This is a genomic window from Dyella sp. PARNA 12/25 (genome assembly GCF_055702865.1).
On the sequence record NZ_JBVQCI010000001.1, the window covers coordinates 114518 to 132431 of the forward strand.

Sequence of the window (17914 nt, forward strand, 5' to 3'; positions counted from 1 at the left end):
GATGGCGCTGACCAAAGCGGAAATGGCCGAGCGCCTCTTTCTTGAGGTGGGCCTCAACAAGCGTGAGGCGAAAGAGTTCGTAGACGCCTATTTCGAGGTCGTCCGAGAGGCGTTGGAAAAAGGCGAGCAGGTGAAGTTGTCCGGTTTCGGCAATTTCGACCTGCGTGAGAAGAACCAGCGACCGGGGCGTAACCCCAAGACGGGTGAGGAGATTCCCATCTCCGCACGTCGAGTGGTGACGTTCCGACCGGGTCAGAAACTCAAGGTGCGAGTCGAGGGCTATGCTGGACCAAGGGAATAACACCGAGCTCCCCGCCATTCCGGCGAAGCGCTACTTCACCATCGGTGAGGTCAGCGAACTGTGTGGCGTGAAGCCGCACGTGCTGCGGTATTGGGAGCAGGAATTTCCTGCGCTCAACCCTGTCAAACGTCGCGGCAACCGCCGCTACTACCAGCGTCACGACGTGCTGATGATTCGTCAGATTCGTGGCCTGCTGTACGACGAAGGCTTCACCATCACCGGCGCTCGCGCCCGGTTGGAAGGCCCGCAGGCGCGCATGGAGTCGAGCATTTCCCACCAGATCGTGCGCCAGGTGCGCATGGAGCTGGAAGAAGTGCTGGCGCTGCTGCGTCGCTGAGTTTTCATTCGAGGCTTCCGGTACTACCAGCCGAGCTGGTAGACTTGCCCACTTGCCGTATCGTCGGGGCGTAGCGCAGCCTGGTAGCGCATCTGCCTGGGGGGCAGAGGGTCGTGGGTTCGAATCCCGCCGTCCCGACCAATTCGGCAAAGCGGTTCAAGGGGTTAGTAAGCACCAACCCCGCACTTTTCGAGAGTGCTACATCGAACTGCTACATCGGGGTGCTACGTCAGCTACCTGATGCCCACAGGATCTCCACCCAGGAGATCTGTCTGTGTCTTACGAAACCCATCTATTCCTTCGCGGCCGTATCTTCTACGTGCGGCTGACGCGTCCTGCCGAACTTCAGCGACTGCGACGAGCTAAAGGGCTGCCCCTCAAGCGAGATACTTGGTCTTCGCTCTCTACAGGCGACCTGTGGGAGGCCCGGAGGCGCGCAGCTGAGGCAAAAGCGCGTTGGCTCAGCGACGTCGAGGCCGAATGGCAGGCACTGAACTCCGGAGTGCCGGTCGACACACGATCTTGCCCCACTGTCGCGATGTCACATCATCTCTTGCCGCGCGTTCTGAGTGGCTCGCCCGCATTGAGCACCGCGGTTGCGTCGACGAATGCGGAGCCGCTGAGAAGCGCGCTGGAGACGTCTGGTGTCGTGTTGACGAAGCCCCCGAGGCCCGCACGTGGGCATCGTCTGATCGATCACTTCGATCGCTATTTGGAGGAGCAGCACGGGGCCGCTGCGTTACGGAGTTGCTCCGACAAGCGCGCGACCGTCCGACGCTTTGTCGAGTCTGCGGGTGACTTGCCGGTGCAGGCCTATACTGCGGAGCACATCGCGGCCTTTAAGCGGTCTTTGCGCGGCTATCCGAAGAACGCCGAACACTTGTATCCGGGCATGGCCTTCGCCAAGGTTATTCAACAGGCTAAGGACGATCAGGCGGAGCTGATCTCGCCCAAAACCATCAACAACAAGCTCTCCACGCTGTCGGCCTTCGGTGCCTGGCTGGAGCTCAATACTGTGGGCATCAAGGCGGAAAGCTTCCGCACAACGCCGGTGAAAGATCATCGGCCGGACCAGCGGATGCCACCGTTCTCCGACGCGGAGGTGAAGGGAATTCTGCAGGCCCCGTGCTTTACGGGCTGCGAATCCGAACGCAATCAGACCAAGCCTGGCTCGTTCGTGATCCGCGACTGGCGCTACTGGATTCCACTGATCTGCGCTTATTCCGGGGCGCGTTTGGGGGAGGTGGCTCAGCTGCGGTGTGCGGACCTTCGGCAAGTTGAAGGGCGCTGGGTCTTCGACATCACGGATGAGGGTGACGGCCAGTCATTGAAGACACATACGTCTCGGCGCCTCGTGCCTATGCACAGGCAGTTGCAGGCCTTGGGATTGCTGGCTTACGTCGAGCAGGCACGGGCTCGGGGCCACGATTGGCTGTTCCAAGCGGTCGAGCCCGACGAGGATGGGCGACGGGCCCCGCAAGTTGGCAAGTGGTTTAGGAAGTTTCTGGCGCGTCGTGGCATCTCGCAGGACGTGCGCGGCGCCATGCACCGGTTTCGTCATACAGTCGTGACCAAGCTTCGCGCAGCGGGGTATCCGGATCACGAGATCGCGCCTCTGGTGGGGCACGGTCTCGATATCGCGCGAATGACAGCCGGGTATGGGGTTGGACAGAGTGTCGGAATGGAGCGGCGGACCCAGATGATCGCGTCGCTCAGCTTCGGTTGACGTACTCCGGCCGATTTTGATTATGTATAACTTGTTGATTATAAAGGATGTGAGTCCTTGATGATCTGGGCAAGGCGCAAACACCCCTAAGCGTTTGATCCTGTGGGCGTCGGTCGTGGGTTCGAATCCCGCCGTCCCGACCAATTCGGCAACAGATATGAAAACGGCGCCCTTGGGCGCCGTTTTTCTTTATGTCGCGGTCGCCATTCTCAATAAAGCACGCGACTGCGCAGCGTGCCCGGAATAGCGGCGAGCTGATCTTTGAGTGCCGCGGACTGCTTCTCGTCGGCAGCCACATCGATCACCACGTAACCCACTTCGCTATCCGTCTGCAGGAACTGCGCGTCGATGTTGATGTTGCCTGCGGAGAACAGCTCGTTGATGCGCGAAAGCACGCCCGGCACGTTGCGATGAATGTGCAGCAGACGACGGCTGCGCGGATGTTCCGGCAGTGAGACCTCGGGGAAATTCACCGCCGAGAGCGTGGAGCCGTTGTCGCTGTAGCGCACGAGCTTGCTCGCCACTTCGATGCCGATGTTGTCCTGTGCTTCCAGCGTGCTGCCGCCGATGTGCGGCGTGAGGATCACGTTGTCCATGCCGACCAGCGGCGACACAAAAGCGTCGTCGTTGCCCTTGGGCTCTACCGGAAATACGTCGACCGCAGCGCCGGAGAGATGGTTGGAACGGAGAGAGGCCGCCAGGGCGTCGATATCCACCACCGTGCCGCGCGAGGCATTGATCAGCACCGAGCCTGTACGCATGCGAGAAAGCTCCGTCGCACCGATCATCAGCCGTGTGGAGGGCGTTTCCGGTACGTGCAGGGTCACGACGTCGGCGCGTTCGAGCAGGTCTTCCAGGCTAGCGGCGGCGCGTGCATTGCCCAGCGACAGCTTCGACTCGATGTCGTGGAAGATCACTCGCATGCCCAGGCTCTCGGCCAGCACGCCCACCTGGGTGCCAATATGGCCGTAGCCGACGATGCCCAGCACCTTGTCGCGCACCTCAAAGCTGCCGGCTGCCGACTTGGTCCAGCCGCCGCGGTGACACAGCGCGTTCTTCTGCGGGATACCGCGCAGCAGCATGATGGTTTCAGCGATAACCAATTCGGCCACGCTGCGCGTGTTGGAGTACGGTGCGTTGAACACCGGGACGCCCAGCCGACGGGCCGAATCCAGGTCCACTTGATTGGTGCCAATGCAGAAGCAGCCAACGGCAATTAGCCGTTTAGCCTGCTGAAGCACTTCATCGGTGAGATGGGTGCGGGAGCGAATGCCGACGATGTGGGCGTCCGCAATGCGGGCCCTGAGTTCGGCCTCCGGCAGCGCCTTCTCGTGGTACTCGATCTGGCTGTAGCCAGCGCGGTGGAAGCTGTCGAGGGCACTGCGGCTGACGCCTTCCAGCAGGAGCACCTTGATGTCTTGTTTCGGGAACGAGGTCTTCATGGGCCGTTGCGCGATGGATAACGCCCTCACTATGCCAGACCTTGAAGCGAAATTGCGGCATTGCAGCACTAGACGTTGCCTGCCAGCGCTGGCACGCTGGCTGCCATCCTTTGGAACCTCATCATGACTGACGCTCGTCTGGCCGAGTTGGCCGCCCGGCTGCCCCATCTGCGACTGCTGACCGATGCTGCCGACCTGGAGCACTACGGCCGGGACTGGACGCGCCGGTGGACGCCCGCGCCATTGGCCATTGCCTTGCCCAGCGAAGTGACGGACGTCCAAACGATCGTGCGTTGGGCCAACGAGCATGGGGTTGCCATCGTTCCGTCGGGTGGCCGGACGGGTTTGTCGGGTGGCGCCGTGGCAGCCAACGGCGAGCTGGTGCTGAGTATGGAGCGCATGAATCGCGCGCTCGGCTTCGATGCGGTCGATCGCACCTTGAGCGTGCAGGCTGGTATGACCTTGCACGCCGTGCACGAGGCAGCCAGGGAGCACGGTCTGATCTATCCGGTGGATTTCGCCGCGCGCGGCTCGTGTTCCATCGGCGGCAATATCGCCACCAATGCCGGCGGCATCCGCGTGATCCGATACGGCAATACCCGCGATTGGATCGCGGGGCTCACCGTGGTGGCGGGCAATGGCGAGTTGCTGCAACTCAATCGCGGGCTGATCAAGAACTCCAGCGGCTACGACTTGCGCCAGCTGTTGATCGGTTCGGAAGGCACGCTAGGGATCGTCGTAGAGGCGACGCTGCGCCTCACTGATCCGCCACCGCCATCGCAGGTGATGTTGCTGGCGTTGCCGAGCATGGGTGCCTTGATGGAGGTGTTCGCACTGTTCCGCTCACGCCTTGCTTTGCAGGCCTTCGAGTTCTTCACGGATGTGGCGCTGCGCCATGTGTTGGCACATGGCTCGCAACGAGCGATAGACGGCGAGCACCCGTACTATGTGGTGACCGAATTTGACGCCGACGAATCTGCACAGGATGCGGCGCTGGCGGCGTTCGAGCTTGGCACGGAGCGGGGCTGGATCAGCGACGGCGTCATCGCGCAGAGCGAGGCGCAGGCGGCGGCGTTGTGGCGCTTGCGAGAGGGCATCACCGAAAGCCTCGCGCCGCATCGTCCGTACAAGAATGACATCTCGCTGCGCATCAGCGCGCTGCCAGTGTTCCTGCACGAGATCCAGGCATTGCTTGGCGCTGAGTATCCGCACTTCGACGTGGTCTGGTTTGGCCACATCGGCGACGGCAACTTGCATATCAACGTGCTGCGCCCGGCGGATCTGTCCGAAGGCGACTTCATCGCCCAGTGCGAGCACGTGACCAAGCTGCTGGCCGAGACGCTGCAGCGCCACGGCGGCAGCATTTCTGCCGAGCACGGCATCGGGTTGGTCAAGCGGGCGTATCTCGGTAGTACTCGTAGCGAGGCAGAGATTGCGTTGATGCGGGGCGTGCGCCAGGTGTTTGATCCCAAGAGGGTGCTTAATCCGGGCAAGCTGTTTGATTGACGCTACGCACGGTCCGGTCATTGCCTCACCGTCATCCCCGCTTTCGCGGGGATGACGGTGAGGGCAGGTGCGACGGGTGGAACTGATAAGGGCCGTGCCAAGACCCCCCGAATTCCGCCTTCGTCTTCATCCGGGCCACAAGGACGCCACCTAAGCCAGTCCTAAGCCCCGCGGCGCATGCTCTGGGGACCTATCCATCGACGGATCTACCCATGCAGCGACATCTTCCCACCGTTCTGGCCGCCGCATTGCTGGCGCTTTGTTCCGCCCACGCCACCGCGGCACCGCAGGCGACCGACTTCAAAGTGCTCTCGCGTCTTGCCATGGGTGGTCCAGGTGGTTGGGACTACCTAAGCTTCGACGCGCAGCGTCGGCATCTGTTCGTCACTCGTGGTGACCGCGTCGAAGTAGTCGACGTGGACCAGAACAAACGCATCGGCACCATCGCCGGTACCGCGGGCGTGCATGGTGTCGCCATCAATCAGGACATGCATCGCGGCTACACCAGCAACGGCCAGACTGCCTCGGTGACCGTGTTCGATCTGGATACGCTGGCGGTGGTTGGTACCGTCAATGGTACCGGCGAAAAGCCGGATGCGATTCTCTATGACGCGGCCTCGAAGCATGTGCTCACGTTCAACGGCAAGGGCCAGTCGGTCAGCGTGATCGACCCTGCAAACAACACCGTGGTGGCCACCATCCCGGTGGGCGACAAGCCCGAGTTCGCCGTCTCGGACGGCAAGGGCCATGTCTATGTGAATCTCGAAGGGACGGCCAAGCTCGCCAGGATCGATACGCAAACCAACAAGGTTGTTGCCACCTGGTCGCTGAGTTCGTGCGAATCGCCAAGCGGCCTCGCCATGGACATGAAGCATCGCCGCCTGTTCTCGGTCTGCGACAACAAGCAGATGGCCGTGGTCGACGCCGACAGCGGCAAAGTGGTGGCCAACGTCGCAATCGGCGAAGGTCCGGATGCCGTGGTGTTCGACGAGGACACCGGTATGGCCTACAGCTCCAATGGCGAAAGCGGTGACATCACCGCCGTGCATCAGGACGACGCGGACCACTACAGAGTCGCCGCAACCATTCCCACCCAGCCCAGCGCCCGCACCATGACGCTCGACCCCAAGCTGCACCGGCTGTACCTGTCGGCAGCGAAGTGGGCTGCACCGCCGGTGGAAGGCAAGCGTCCGAGCATTGTGCCGGATAGTTTCACCTTGCTCACGGTGGGGCGCCCGTAAGCGGCTCCCGAGACGGGGCCGTGATAGCCTAATCGGCCCCCGTTTCGCTCCAGGAGCACGAGCATGTCGCAGGAACTTCGCACCCTGTATCCCGAGATTGAGCCGTACGACAGCGGCATGCTCAAGGTTTCGGACCTGCACACGCTGTATTACGAGCAGAGCGGCAACCCGAACGGCAAGCCGGTGGTGTTTCTGCACGGCGGCCCCGGTGGCGGCACCAATCCCAAGTGTCGTCGTTTCTTCGACCCTGCCGTGTATCGCATCGTGCTGTTCGACCAGCGCGGTTGCGGCAAGTCCACGCCGCATGCCGAACTGAAAGACAACACCACCTGGCACCTGGTCAACGACATCGAGCGCATCCGTACGCACCTGGGCATCGATCGCTGGCAGGTGTTCGGTGGTTCGTGGGGTTCCACGCTGGCGCTCGCTTATGCGCAGACGCATGCCGATCGCGTTACCGAACTGGTGCTGCGCGGTATCTTCATGCTGCGTCGCTGGGAGCTGGAGTGGTTCTACCAGAAGGGTTGCGATGCGCTATACCCCGATGCATGGGAAACGTATCTGCAGGCGATCCCCGAGGTCGAGCGCGGCGATCTGATGAGCGCCTACTACCGCCGCCTCACCAGCACCGACCCGGAAGTGCGCGTGAAGGCTGCGCGTGCGTGGTCCGTCTGGGAAGGCGCCACCAGCTATTTGTGGCAGGACACGGCACATATCGCATCGAGCGGCGAAGACGAGTTCGCGCTGGCGTTTGCACGTATCGAATGCCACTACTTCGTGCACGGTGGCTTCTTCGAGCATGACGATCAATTGCTGCGTAACGTCGAGCGCATCCGCAAGATTCCCGCCGTGATCGTGCAGGGCCGCTACGATGTGGTATGCCCGATGCGCAGCGCGTGGGATCTGCACCGCGCATGGCCGGAGGCCGATCTGCGCATCGTGCAGGATGCCGGCCACTCGGCGTTCGAGCCCGGCAACATCGCAGAACTGGTGCAGGCTACGGATCGCTTCCGCCGCTGACCGTCCACCGGTAGTCCATGACAAAGCCCTGCCTGGCGACGGGCGGGGCTTTCGTTTAACCGGCGATTTCAGCCGCGCGCAAGGTGACGTGCAAGCCGACGTTGGCGCGCTTGGCGCGGCGTTTGGCGCGTGCGGCCAGCATGGCAATGGACTGCACGCGTTGCGGCAGTGGCGGCGACAGTTCCACCGCGCCCATCACCACGGTGGTGAATGGAAAGAGTTGTGGTTCGCCGCGCCTGTCCTTGCCGCGCAGGCCACCTTGGGCGATGTCTTCTTCATCGAACAAGTGCGGTGAGCGCGCGTTGAAGGCGTCGATGACGCGCGTGCAACGCGCCTCCCAGTCGGTACTCTGGAACAACACCACGAAATCGTCGCCGCCAATATGCCCCACGAAATCCAGTGACGGATCCACGTGTTCGGTAAGCAAGCCGGAGAGCAGGCGAATCATCTCGTCGCCGCGCGAGTAGCCGTAGTGATCGTTGAACGGCTTGAAGTCGGTGAGATCCACATGCACCACCGCAAAACGTTCTGCACCTTCCAACAGGCGTTCCAGGTGCTCGGTGGTGGGCATGTTGCCGGGCAGGAAGGTCAGCGGGTTGGCATGGCGGGCGGCGTCGATGCGTAGCTCGCTGACACGCCGCACCAGCGCCTCGCCGGTGCCCAGGCCGCGATAGTGGCCGCTGCTGGTGACAATGAATCCATCGGCAAGGTAACGCTGGTCCTCGCCGCGCAACACGTCGGCCAGACTTTGCAGGCTGCGCTGCTCATCGCACACCAGCGGCGCGCTGTTCATCAGCGCGGTGCACGACTTGCGTGCCAGCAGTTCGCGGGCAAACGGCTGGGCCATGCGTTCGTTCATCAGTCGGCGATTGATCAGCCCGATGGGGTGGCCATCTTTCACCACCGCGATGGCGTGCAGCTCGGGGTGATCCACGAACAGCGCCATGACTTCTTCGTTGGTCTGGCGTGGATGTACCGAAGGCGCTTCGAGCAGCAGGTGGCTGACCTGGGTCGGTCGTTGCGTTACTGGCCCGCGCGGACGAGGCAGCACGGAAACCGACGGCGTGCGCAGCAACAGTTGCGCCTCGGCACTGGCTTCTCGCGCCGGCTCATTCGCTGGGCGGCCGATGAGAAAGCCTTGGACATAGGGCACCCCCAGATCGCGCAACACACGAAGGTCTGCCGGATCTTCCACGCCTTCACCGACCAGATCGGTGCCGAGGGTTTCGGCGACCTGGCACAGCGAGCGCACGATGGCCAGTCGCCCGGCACTGCGCGAGATACCGTGAATCAGGTAGCGGTCGATCTTCACCACGTCAGGGTGAATCTCGTTCCACAGCTCGAAGTTGGAGTGACCGTTGCCGAAATCATCCAGCGCAATGCGTATGCCATGGGCGCGCAGGTAGCCGAGCGCATGGGCGAGGCGCGCCGGATTCTCCACCACGTCGCGCTCGGTCACTTCAATGGTGACGCGCGCGGGGTCCAGGCCGCTGTCGGTTAGTGCGGCAAGCACATCACCCGGTCGCAGCGTGTCTTGCAGAATGGCGTGCGCGCTCAGGTTCACCAGCAGTCGGCCATCGTCCTGGTAATTGCCGAAGGCGCGGCAGATCGTGCGGGCGGCATGCAGTTCCACATCCACCAGGCGGCCTTCCATCCTCGCCAGCTCGAGCAGGTCGAGAATGGAGAAGTTGCCTGGCATGAAGGCGCAACGGCTCAAACCCTCGTGCGCGACGACTTCCAGCGTGTCGACGCGCACCACGGGCTGGAAGACTGGTGTCAGGCTTCCTGCAGCGAGTGCGCGCTCGAGCATGGCATGTCGGGAGTTGTCGTAGGCGAGGGTGGGGAACATGCCTCAGATCAGTTCAGGCCGCGGCGGCGGCCTGAGGTGCGGGCGTCATGGCCGGTGAGGGTCTCGCATCATGCGTTGACCCGTGAATACTCCCCCGCTCGGAAGGAAGACGGAAGAAGGCAACCTGACGCATCAGCGCCTCGGCGTCGGTGCTCAGTGCGCGCCCCGTGACATTGATGTCCTCCACCAGGCCGGCGTTGGCTTGGGTGATACGGTCCATGTCCATCACGGTGCGGTTGATCTGGGTGATGCCCGTGACCTGGGTCTGGCCTGCTTCAGAGATCTGGGAAACCAGCCCCGATACGCGCGTGACGCTCTGCACGATGCCGTCGAACGCCTGGCCCGACAACGTCACGCGGGCACGTGCTTCGTCCACGGCCTCGGTGCTGCTGGTCACCAGACGACGGATCTCCTTGCCAGCGTCCACGCAGCGCTTCGCTAGCTGACGCACTTCGGCCGCCACCACGGCAAAACCGCGTCCGCGTTCGCCGGCTTGTGCTGCTTCAATGGCTGCGTTGAGTGACAGCAGGTTGGTCTGGAAGGCGATGCTGTCGACCAGGTCGACGATCTCCGCAATGCCACGGCCAGCTTGCTGAATGGCAAGCATGGCGTCGATGGCTTCGTTGGCCACGTGGCGACCTTGCTCCACGTGACTCATCGCTTCACGTGCCGCGTTGGCGGCACCGTCGGCGTGGCCTGCGCCTTGTACGGCACTGGAGGCCATGTGCTCCATCGAAGCGGCAGTCTCTTCAAGACCTGCGGCCTGTGACTGTGTGCGATGGCTCAGTGCTTCGTTGTCGCGGGTGAGGCGATGCGCGCGTTCATCCACGGAGAGAGCGCTGGCGCGCACCTGGGTGAGCACGTTGGTGAGCTGGGCATCCATAGATGACAGCGCACGCAGCAGCTTGCCGAGTTCATCCTCCACGCCGGCTTGAATGGGCTCACCGAGAGCGCCGGAAGCGATACGTTGCGCCACCTGCGTGGCGAGGTTCAGGCGCTGCATCAGCGATCGCATCAGCGCACCATCGAGCACGATGGTCGTGAGTAGTGCAGCCGCCAGCAAGGCGAGCAGCAGCATGATGCCTTCGCTATTGGCCTGATGCTGCGTCTGCACCTGCTGGTTGCCCTTGGCCAGCGCAGCCTGGAACAGGTTGGCGAAATCGCTCTGCAGCGGCTCGTAGGCGGGTTGTACTTCGGTGCTGAGCTTGAGGCCGCCCAGGTCGAACTGTCCGGCATCGAGCAGCGCCAGTGTTTCGTCGATGGTGCGGTCAGCCTCGGCGCGATGCACGGCCGCAATCTTCAGCGACGACGCTTGTTCCTGTGCAAGCTCACTGCCGAGCAAGGCTTTCCAGTGGCGCTCGGCGTCCACGCGGTCGGTGTGAATGCGCGTGTGTGCGTCTTCGACCGCCGAGGGCAACTGCGACAGCACGGCATGCACCAGCGCCTGCAGGCTGCTGTTGTAGTCATTCTGCACGCGGCCCACATCGGCAACCGGGCTGAGCGAACCTTGCACCAGATCTTGGATGCGTATGTCGGCTCGATGTAGCTGGATAAGGCCCGCCGCGCACATCACAGCCAGCAATCCAAGGATGGACAGCAGGCGCAGCAGGAGTCGCTTGCGCAGCGTCAGTCCGGGAATCCATTTCGGTAGTTTCGACATGGGGGAATCTGCGTGAGGGGACTGCAAGAGCTGTCGGCTCACTGCGCGGCAACTTTAGCCAAATGATCAAAAAAAGATGTGTTCAATCAGCCTGTTATGTCGAAATCGAACGGGCGGAAAAGCGCGGGAAAGATGACACGGAGAGATGTCGTTTTCGTGACTTTCGTGCTGCGGTTCTCACAATGCGTGCGCCAAGAAAAAGGCCCCGCCGTGTGGCGAGGCCTGATCACGTTGTCAAAGCGGAAGGTGAATCAGCCTGCAGGCAATTGCTTGGTGCCGAAGATCTTGTCGCCGGCATCGCCGAGGCCCGGCAGGATGTAGCCATGCTCGTTGAGTCGCTCGTCGATGGAGGCGGTGTAGATCTCCACATCCGGATGCGCGGCTTCCATGCGCTTGAGCCCTTCCGGCGCGGCGACCAGAAACAGGCCCTTGATGCGCTTGCATCCTGCGGCCTTGAGCATGTCCACTGTGGCGACCAGCGTGCCGGCGGTGGCCAGCATCGGGTCGACAATCAGCGCGATGCGCTCATCCATCCGCCCGGTGAGCTTCTCGTAGTAGGTGATGGGCTGCAGCGTTTCCTCGTCGCGCTGCAAACCCACCACGCTGACCTTTGCAGCGGGGATCAGGTCGAGGACGCCGGGCAGCATGCCCAGGCCAGCGCGGAGGATGGGCACGATGGTGACTTTCTTGCCCTTGATCTGATGCACGGTGAGCGGGCCGGCCCAGCCGTCGATCGCCTGCTCGACGGTTTCGAGATCCTTGGTGGCCTCATAGGTCAGCAGTGCGGCAACCTCGGAAGCCAGCTCGCGGAATTCCTTGGTACTGATGCCGGCGCGGCGCATCAGGCCAAGCTTGTGCTGGATAAGGGGGTGGCGTACTTCAACGATCTTCATGGGGCGGGCCTGGCAACAAAGTCGAGGGATTGTCACTCACCCAGGGTGACGAGGGCGAGTGGATGGTGCAGCTGAAGCACGTGGTCGATGCGCGCATGGGCCACGAGGTCAGGGTCATGGCTGACCAGAATCAGCGAGCCGCGGTAAGTTGCCAGTGCCAGTTCGAGCAGGTGACGGCTCTCCAGATCGAGGTGACTGTCCGGCTCATCGAGCAACAGCAGATCGTATGGCTCGGTGGCGCTGTCCACCGCGAGCAAGGCCAGCTTCACGCGTTCGCCACCGCTCAGGAGACTTGCCGGCACGTCGATGCGTTCGCGGCGCAGGCCGATGCCGGCGAGGAATTCGCGATAACGCGTTGGCGTATGCCCGGGTGAAAGCCTTTGCAAGTTCTCCAGCGCGCTCTGGTCGTCATGAAGCAGGCTGTAGTGCTGGTCGATCAGCAGCTGTCGTTCGCCCTTGCGGATCCGTCCCGCACGCAAGAGCGCATCGCCCGCGATGGCCGCGAGCAGGCTCGACTTGCCGCTACCATTGTCGCCGCTCACATGCAGTCGCTCGCCGGGAGCGAGATAGCAGTCGATGGGCTGCGCATGCCCGTGGGGTGGAATGACACCTTCCAGTTGAAGCGCTGCATGAGTCGCTGGAAGTCCGCCAAGGTCGAAGCGCTGTGCACGATGCGTGTCCATGCGTGCGCGGGCCTGGTCTAGTTCTTCGCGTTGCCGTGCCTGTTGCCCCAGCTGCGATGTGCGCAGGCGTGCCGAGGTGTCTTCCGAACGCTGCTTTTGGCGGTCCATCAGGATAGTCGGCATGTTGGCGTTCGCGCGTTCGCGATTTGCCTTGTGCTGGCGTTGCTCGAGGCGAAGGCGTTCTTCCTGATGTCGCCGATCCAGCGCCTTTTGCTCGCGACGCGCCTGATCCAGTTGCCGCTCGGCTGCTTGCGCTTCTGCGTCGCGGCGCGTGGCGTAGCTTGAGTAATTTCCACCATATCGACACAGCCCCGGCGTCGACAATTCATCGATGCTTTCCACATCGGCGAGCAGACGGCGGTCGTGGCTGATCAACAGATAGCCGCCCGCATGCGCCGCCAGACGCTCGCGCAACCAGTCGCGGCGACGGCCATCCAGATGATTGCCGGGCTCATCCAGTATCAGAAAGTGATCGGGTTGCTCGAACATCTGCGTCAATTGCAGGCGCACACGTTCACCACCACTGAGGCTTGCCCAGGGGCGTGCGGGATCGTTGGGCAATCCAACGCCAGACAGCCAGCGGCTGAAGCGCTCGCGCACACTCCAGTCATCGGCAAGCGTCTGGAAATCCGTCGGGTCGACACTGCCTGCCTCAATGCGCTGCAACGCATCGAGTTTGTGCTGGACGCCAAGCGCGCCTGCCATGGTCTCGCCGGCTGCAGACAAGTGTTGTGGCAGATAAGCGACATCGGCATAGCGAGTCACGCTGCCATAGGATGGCGCGAGCTGGCCCGCCAGGATGCGGCCCAGCAGTGATTTGCCGCTGCCATTGCGCCCAATCAAGGCATGTCGGCTGACGGCGAAGGACGCGTCCACATCGTGGAATACGGGATCGTGCCCGGGCGGGGTAAAACCCAATTGATGGGCGAGTATGGCTATGGCTGTCATAGACCCTCCAGCAAGGAGTGGTGTACGACAGGGGGCCGGCGCAAAACGCGCTAAGGGATGTCGACCGCCCTGTCACTCGTGGCCATACGTGACGCGCCCTAGAAAGGCGGCAGTCAGTTGGCAGGCGAGTGGCTTAGAGGCGCATGTCGGCGGTGAATCCCGGAGAGAAGTGAAAACGCAGAATAACAGACAAGTCTTAAGCGCAAATAAAAAAGGGCGCCGGCCATCACCGGCGCCCTTGGTGCTGCTGCGCGATCAGTGCGCGGCAGCCGGGGCGGAATCACCCTTCAGGCAGGTGCTCATGAACTGCTTGCGGGCATCGCCCTTCAGCGACTTGGCCTGCGGATCGGCATTACAGGCTTTCATCTTTTCCTGCTGGGTCTGCTTGGTCGGTGCGGCGGCCGGGGCCTCGCCTTTCAGGCAGCTGCTCATGAAGGCCTTGCGGTCGTCGCCGGTTTTGCCTGTCGCCTGCTTGTTGCAGTCGGTCATACGCTGCTGCTGCGAGTTCTTGGCGGGTGCGCTGCTGCCCGCGTCCTGCGGCGCGGCAAAAGCGGTAGAGGCGGCAAACGCCAGCGCGACGCTGGCAACCATCAGGCTCAAACGCGAAGACATGCGGGTACCCTCCTGGATGACCGGCGAGTGCCGGTGGCGCAAGTCTATGACTGCCGGCGGGGCGCAGGGGAGGGGTGTCGAGGCCTGTCGAGCGCGCCGTTCAGCAACGCCGCAGGTCGCTGACCGCCACCTCAACGATTCCAAATGAAAAGGGCCGCGCCCGTTGCCGGGGCGGCCCTCCTGTGGTGCGGAGCGTGCGCTCAGTGGCTCAGGCGGCTTCGGCCTTGAGCTTGCGTGGGCCCTGCAACAGAGCCTGGCGAACATGCGAGACCACCAGATCCACCTCGGCGCTGGTTACCAGGAAGTGCGGGGTGAAGCGCAGCGAGTTGGTGCCGCCATGGATCACTCCGATGCCGCGTTCGCGCATGTACTCCTCGATGGAGTTGGCGCCGTAGCACTTGAACTCCGGCGACAACTCACACGAGAACAACAGGCCGGTGCCCTGCACCTTGGTGATCAGGCCGCCCAGCTCGTTCTTCAGCGTGCTGAGCTTGTCGACGAATTCCTTGCCGCGCACCCGGATGTTGTTGCGCACGTCATCGGTAAGCTCGTTGAGCGTGGCCAACGCCACGTCGAGTGCGCGCGGGTTGGTCGTCATGGTGTTGCCGTAGATGCCCTTGCGATACAGCTCCGCGGTGTGCTCGTTCACGGCGAGCACGGACAGCGGATACTGGCCGGCGTTCAGTGCCTTGGAAAAGGTCTCCATGTCCGGCGGCGCCAGCTTCTCGAAGCCAGGGTAGTCGGTGATCGACAGCACGCCATGCGCGCGCAGGCCGGCCTGGATGGAGTCGACCAGCAGCAGCGAACCGTGCGCTTCCGTGAGCGCGCGAGCCTTCTGGTAGAACTCCGGCGTGACTGCGCGACCCGGGTCGCCTTCACCCATCACCGGCTCGAGGAACATGGCCTCGATGAACCAGCCGTGCTTGTCCGCTTCGGCAAACACGGCTTCCAGCTGCGCGACGTCGTACGGCTGCACCGTAAGCAGCGTGTCTTCGTGGCGATAGCTGGCCAGATGCTGCAAATAGGTCTTGCGGGTGGAATCGGAATACAGCGCCGGTTTGTCGGTGCGGCCGTGGAAAGCACCCTTCACCGCCACGCGCTTGATGGTGCGGCCGGCGTGGCGTGCACCGGCATCGGTCATCAGCTTGGCGTTGACGTCAGCAATACGACAGGCAAGGCCCACCGCCTCGGAACCGGAGTTGAGGCACAGGTAACGCGAGTACGGGTTGCTGCCGCGGTGGCGGCCGAGCTCACGATCCATCGCCTTGGTGAACTGCATCTGCGAGACGCTGGGCGTCATCACATTGGCCATCACTTGCGGGCGCGCCAGCGCCGCGTCGATAGGCGCATGGTTGTGGCCGAAGCCGAGCATGCCGTAGCCGCCGTTGTCGTGGATCACCGCGCCCTTCAGGCTCACCACCCACGGGCCGCGCGCGGCGGCCGGCAGGTACGGGTTGATCGCATCGTCCGGATAGAAGTTGACGTATTCGGTCTGCACTTTCGCCAGCTGCACGGACTCGTCCAGCTTGAGGAAATCACCCATCTCACTGCGCAGCTCGCGATGGCGCGCAACCGCTTCCTCGATCGCCTGCGCCAGCGCAGGGTGGCTCGCGGCAAAGCGTTCGATGGTGGCATCGTCGAGGCCGGTGGTCTGCGGTGCGCCGCCGAATTCGCGCATTTCGCGCAGCTGATCAATCACGCCCATGGGTTCCTCCTTCAAGGTCGACTTGCCTGCCGTCCCGATGGCATGCGCATCGATGTGTCTAATGAATGCGTGGTGGAAACGCGTGATTGTTCAGCGCTTCCTGCCCTGTGGGGGCATGTCGCAGTGCAATCCTTCACGGATGTGGCAATGCAACGACTTGCCGAGCATAGCGCGGCAAAGTCGCCGCCGGTACCCCGTGTGACGCTTGTCATCCGCGTATGCTGACGCTGGCAACTGCGGGCAAACCCATGCCACGTCTAGCATGGCAGGCAAGGAGGAGGAGCCATGGAAAAGCCTCATACAGCCGTCGCCAGCCTGGCTGGTGCAGTGAAACGTTACGGCGCTTTAACAGCGTTGGACGGACTGGACCTCATGCTGCACCGCGGCGAATTGCTTGCTTTGCTGGGACCCAACGGAGCCGGCAAAAGCACTGCCATTGGTTTGTTGCTGGGGCTGGTGCGTGCGGATGCCGGTCACGTCGAACTGTTCGGCAGGGACCCGCAAGATATTGACGCACGCCGTCGCATCGGCGTGATGCTGCAATCGGCCGTGCTGCCGGCCACGTTGACCGTCGCCGAACTGCTTCGCCTCACCATGAGTTACTACCCGGTGCCTCGCACGCTGGACGAAACCGTGCAGCTTGCCGGCATCGCCGACCTGATGCGGCGACGTTACGACAAGCTGTCGGGCGGCCAACAACGCCATGTGCAATTCGCCATCGCCCTGTGCGGACGACCCGAATTGCTGTTTCTCGACGAGCCGACCGTCGGCATGGACATCGAAGCGCGGCAAAAACTGTGGGCTGCTATCCGTCGCCTGGTGAACGAGGGCTGCGCCGTCGTGCTCACCACGCACTATCTGGAGGAAGCCGAAGCCTTGGCGCAGCGCGTGGTGGTGCTGGCAAAAGGGCGGGTGCTGAGTGAAGGCAGCGTGGACACGTTGCGGTCGCGCGTTTCGCTCACTCGCATTCGCTGCATCAGTGATCTTGATCCAGATGCGCTGGCGCAATGGCCTCACGTCCGCCGTGCCGAGCGGGAAGGTGAGCGCCTGCTTTTGCACAGTGACGCGCCGGAGAAAGTACTGCGCCGCTTGCTCGATGCCGATCCCGCCTTGTCTGAACTAGAAGTGCGCCGGGCCGGATTGGCCGAGGCCTTCACCGAACTCACGCGCGAATCCGACAGCGAGAAGGAGGTAGCGTGATGTCCACCGTTGCGATGGAAGTAACCCAGACATCCGGCATGACGCCGCGCCGCATACTCGGTGCGTACCTTGAAGAAGCGCGCAGCGAATGCCTGCGCTATCTGCGCGCACCCAGCTTCATGCTGCCGGTGATGCTGTTCCCAAGCATGTTCTATTTGCTGTTCGGCATCGTGATGAATCAGCACGCCGGTGGTGACGCAGCACGCTACATGCTGGCGAGCTACGGCATGTTCGGTGTGATGAGTCCAGGCCTCTTTGGTTTCGGCGTGTCACTGGCGACGGAACGCGACAACGGCCTGCTGACGCTCAAGCGTGCGCTGCCGATGCCACCCGGTGCCTACCTGTTAGGCAAGATGCTGATGGCGATGCTCGCGGCGGGCGGGGTGATCGTGTTGTTGCTGGTCATGGCGACAGTATGGGCGCATGTTCAGTTGAGCTTGGGGCAAGCATCGATGTTGCTGCTTACCGGCATGCTCGGCGTGCTGCCGTTCTGTGCCATGGGCATGCTGGTCGGCACACTGGTGAAAGGGCAGGGCGCAGCTGGCATGCTCAACCTGATCTATCTGCCGATGTCGTTCTTGTCCGGCCTGTGGATTCCGCTGCCGATGATGCCGGTCGCGTTGCAGCACATCGCACCGATCTGGCCCAGCACCCACCTTCAGCCACTGGCGCTTGGCGCACTGGGTATGGGGCACACATCGCCTTGGGGGCATGTGCTGGTACTGGCCGTCTATGGCGCAGTGTTTTTCATGCTCGCAGTACGCCGCCTGCGCCGCGTGGGTTGAAGTAGC

At 62.8% G+C, this 17914-nt stretch carries 15 protein-coding genes and 1 tRNA gene; 9 read left to right on the top strand and 7 right to left on the bottom strand.

Annotation, left to right across the window (positions count from 1 at the left end; genetic code table 11):
• Position 1 precedes the first annotated feature (1 nt).
• The 4 genes from ihfA (at position 2) to AC0GUR_RS00520 (ending at position 2364) form a co-directional block, all read left to right on the top strand.
• Entirely contained in the window at positions 2 to 301 is a 300-nt protein-coding gene (ihfA, locus tag AC0GUR_RS00505) for an integration host factor subunit alpha (RefSeq protein ID WP_472875499.1), read from the top strand.
• Positions 282 to 638 (top strand): MerR family transcriptional regulator, encoded by a 357-nt coding sequence (locus AC0GUR_RS00510; protein WP_019467383.1) that lies wholly within the window; start codon positions 282 to 284, stop codon positions 636 to 638. The genes ihfA and AC0GUR_RS00510 overlap by 20 nt, the downstream gene beginning before the upstream one ends.
• A 64-nt stretch (positions 639 to 702) precedes the next feature.
• Positions 703 to 779: transfer RNA gene (locus AC0GUR_RS00515), tRNA-Pro, on the top strand.
• Positions 780 to 912: 133 nt separating this feature from the next.
• The gene (locus tag AC0GUR_RS00520; RefSeq protein WP_472875500.1) at positions 913 to 2364 is read left to right on the top strand and encodes a site-specific integrase; all 1452 of its coding nucleotides are present in this window, start codon (positions 913 to 915) and stop codon (positions 2362 to 2364) included.
• A 209-nt stretch (positions 2365 to 2573) separates the two neighbouring features.
• Here the strand turns inward: AC0GUR_RS00520 and serA are convergent, their stop codons facing one another.
• Positions 2574 to 3806 carry a phosphoglycerate dehydrogenase gene (serA, locus tag AC0GUR_RS00525; protein WP_472875501.1) on the bottom strand — a complete coding sequence of 411 codons (1233 nt, stop codon included), beginning with the start codon at positions 3804 to 3806 and terminating at the stop codon, positions 2574 to 2576.
• 123 nt (positions 3807 to 3929) lie between these two features.
• Here serA and AC0GUR_RS00530 point away from each other — a divergent pair, with 123 nt between their 5' ends.
• The 3 genes from AC0GUR_RS00530 (at position 3930) to pip (ending at position 7573) form a co-directional block, all read left to right on the top strand.
• The gene (locus AC0GUR_RS00530; RefSeq protein WP_472875502.1) at positions 3930 to 5312 is read left to right on the top strand and encodes an FAD-binding oxidoreductase; all 1383 of its coding nucleotides are present in this window, start codon (positions 3930 to 3932) and stop codon (positions 5310 to 5312) included.
• 212 nt (positions 5313 to 5524) lie between these two features.
• Entirely contained in the window at positions 5525 to 6553 is a 1029-nt protein-coding gene (locus AC0GUR_RS00535; protein ID WP_472875503.1) for a YncE family protein, read from the top strand.
• Positions 6554 to 6616: 63 nt separating this feature from the next.
• Positions 6617 to 7573, top strand: a complete 957-nt coding sequence (gene pip, locus AC0GUR_RS00540; RefSeq protein ID WP_472875504.1) for a prolyl aminopeptidase — start codon at positions 6617 to 6619, stop codon at positions 7571 to 7573.
• Positions 7574 to 7628: 55 nt separating this feature from the next.
• On the opposite strand, the gene AC0GUR_RS00545 is transcribed toward pip, so the two are convergent.
• The 6 genes from AC0GUR_RS00545 to AC0GUR_RS00570 form a co-directional block, all read right to left on the bottom strand.
• On the bottom strand, positions 7629 to 9422 hold the full coding sequence (locus AC0GUR_RS00545; RefSeq protein WP_472875505.1) for a GGDEF domain-containing protein: 1794 nt from the start codon (positions 9420 to 9422) through the stop codon (positions 7629 to 7631).
• 13 nt (positions 9423 to 9435) lie between these two features.
• A complete protein-coding gene (locus AC0GUR_RS00550; protein ID WP_472875506.1) occupies positions 9436 to 11082 on the bottom strand; it encodes a methyl-accepting chemotaxis protein in 1647 nt (548 codons plus the stop codon).
• 251 nt (positions 11083 to 11333) lie between these two features.
• Positions 11334 to 11975 carry a uracil phosphoribosyltransferase gene (upp, locus tag AC0GUR_RS00555; protein ID WP_472875507.1) on the bottom strand — a complete coding sequence of 214 codons (642 nt, stop codon included), beginning with the start codon at positions 11973 to 11975 and terminating at the stop codon, positions 11334 to 11336.
• 32 nt (positions 11976 to 12007) lie between these two features.
• Positions 12008 to 13606 (bottom strand): ATP-binding cassette domain-containing protein, encoded by a 1599-nt coding sequence (locus AC0GUR_RS00560; protein WP_472875508.1) that lies wholly within the window; start codon positions 13604 to 13606, stop codon positions 12008 to 12010.
• 255 nt (positions 13607 to 13861) lie between these two features.
• A complete protein-coding gene (locus tag AC0GUR_RS00565) occupies positions 13862 to 14218 on the bottom strand; it encodes a PsiF family protein (RefSeq protein WP_472875509.1) in 357 nt (118 codons plus the stop codon).
• 208 nt (positions 14219 to 14426) lie between these two features.
• Positions 14427 to 15923 carry an aminotransferase class III-fold pyridoxal phosphate-dependent enzyme gene (locus AC0GUR_RS00570; protein ID WP_472875510.1) on the bottom strand — a complete coding sequence of 499 codons (1497 nt, stop codon included), beginning with the start codon at positions 15921 to 15923 and terminating at the stop codon, positions 14427 to 14429.
• 285 nt (positions 15924 to 16208) lie between these two features.
• Here AC0GUR_RS00570 and AC0GUR_RS00575 point away from each other — a divergent pair, with 285 nt between their 5' ends.
• Both AC0GUR_RS00575 and AC0GUR_RS00580 read left to right on the top strand, forming a co-directional pair.
• Entirely contained in the window at positions 16209 to 17123 is a 915-nt protein-coding gene (locus tag AC0GUR_RS00575; protein ID WP_472875511.1) for an ABC transporter ATP-binding protein, read from the top strand.
• Entirely contained in the window at positions 17123 to 17908 is a 786-nt protein-coding gene (locus tag AC0GUR_RS00580) for an ABC transporter permease (protein ID WP_472875512.1), read from the top strand. Before AC0GUR_RS00575 ends, AC0GUR_RS00580 begins: the two co-directional genes overlap by 1 nt.
• Positions 17909 to 17914 lie beyond the last annotated feature (6 nt).

Coding starts and splice junctions, on each gene's coding strand:
- ihfA (WP_472875499.1), top strand. CDS start 2: ATGGCGCTGACCAAAGCGGAAATGGCCGAGCGCCTCTTTCTTGAGGTG.
- AC0GUR_RS00510 (WP_019467383.1), top strand. CDS start 282: ATGCTGGACCAAGGGAATAACACCGAGCTCCCCGCCATTCCGGCGAAG.
- serA (WP_472875501.1), bottom strand. CDS start 3,806: ATGAAGACCTCGTTCCCGAAACAAGACATCAAGGTGCTCCTGCTGGAA.
- AC0GUR_RS00530 (WP_472875502.1), top strand. CDS start 3,930: ATGACTGACGCTCGTCTGGCCGAGTTGGCCGCCCGGCTGCCCCATCTG.
- AC0GUR_RS00535 (WP_472875503.1), top strand. CDS start 5,525: ATGCAGCGACATCTTCCCACCGTTCTGGCCGCCGCATTGCTGGCGCTT.
- pip (WP_472875504.1), top strand. CDS start 6,617: ATGTCGCAGGAACTTCGCACCCTGTATCCCGAGATTGAGCCGTACGAC.
- AC0GUR_RS00545 (WP_472875505.1), bottom strand. CDS start 9,422: ATGTTCCCCACCCTCGCCTACGACAACTCCCGACATGCCATGCTCGAG.
- AC0GUR_RS00550 (WP_472875506.1), bottom strand. CDS start 11,082: ATGTCGAAACTACCGAAATGGATTCCCGGACTGACGCTGCGCAAGCGA.
- upp (WP_472875507.1), bottom strand. CDS start 11,975: ATGAAGATCGTTGAAGTACGCCACCCCCTTATCCAGCACAAGCTTGGC.
- AC0GUR_RS00560 (WP_472875508.1), bottom strand. CDS start 13,606: ATGACAGCCATAGCCATACTCGCCCATCAATTGGGTTTTACCCCGCCC.
- AC0GUR_RS00565 (WP_472875509.1), bottom strand. CDS start 14,218: ATGTCTTCGCGTTTGAGCCTGATGGTTGCCAGCGTCGCGCTGGCGTTT.
- AC0GUR_RS00570 (WP_472875510.1), bottom strand. CDS start 15,923: ATGGGCGTGATTGATCAGCTGCGCGAAATGCGCGAATTCGGCGGCGCA.
- AC0GUR_RS00575 (WP_472875511.1), top strand. CDS start 16,209: ATGGAAAAGCCTCATACAGCCGTCGCCAGCCTGGCTGGTGCAGTGAAA.
- AC0GUR_RS00580 (WP_472875512.1), top strand. CDS start 17,123: ATGTCCACCGTTGCGATGGAAGTAACCCAGACATCCGGCATGACGCCG.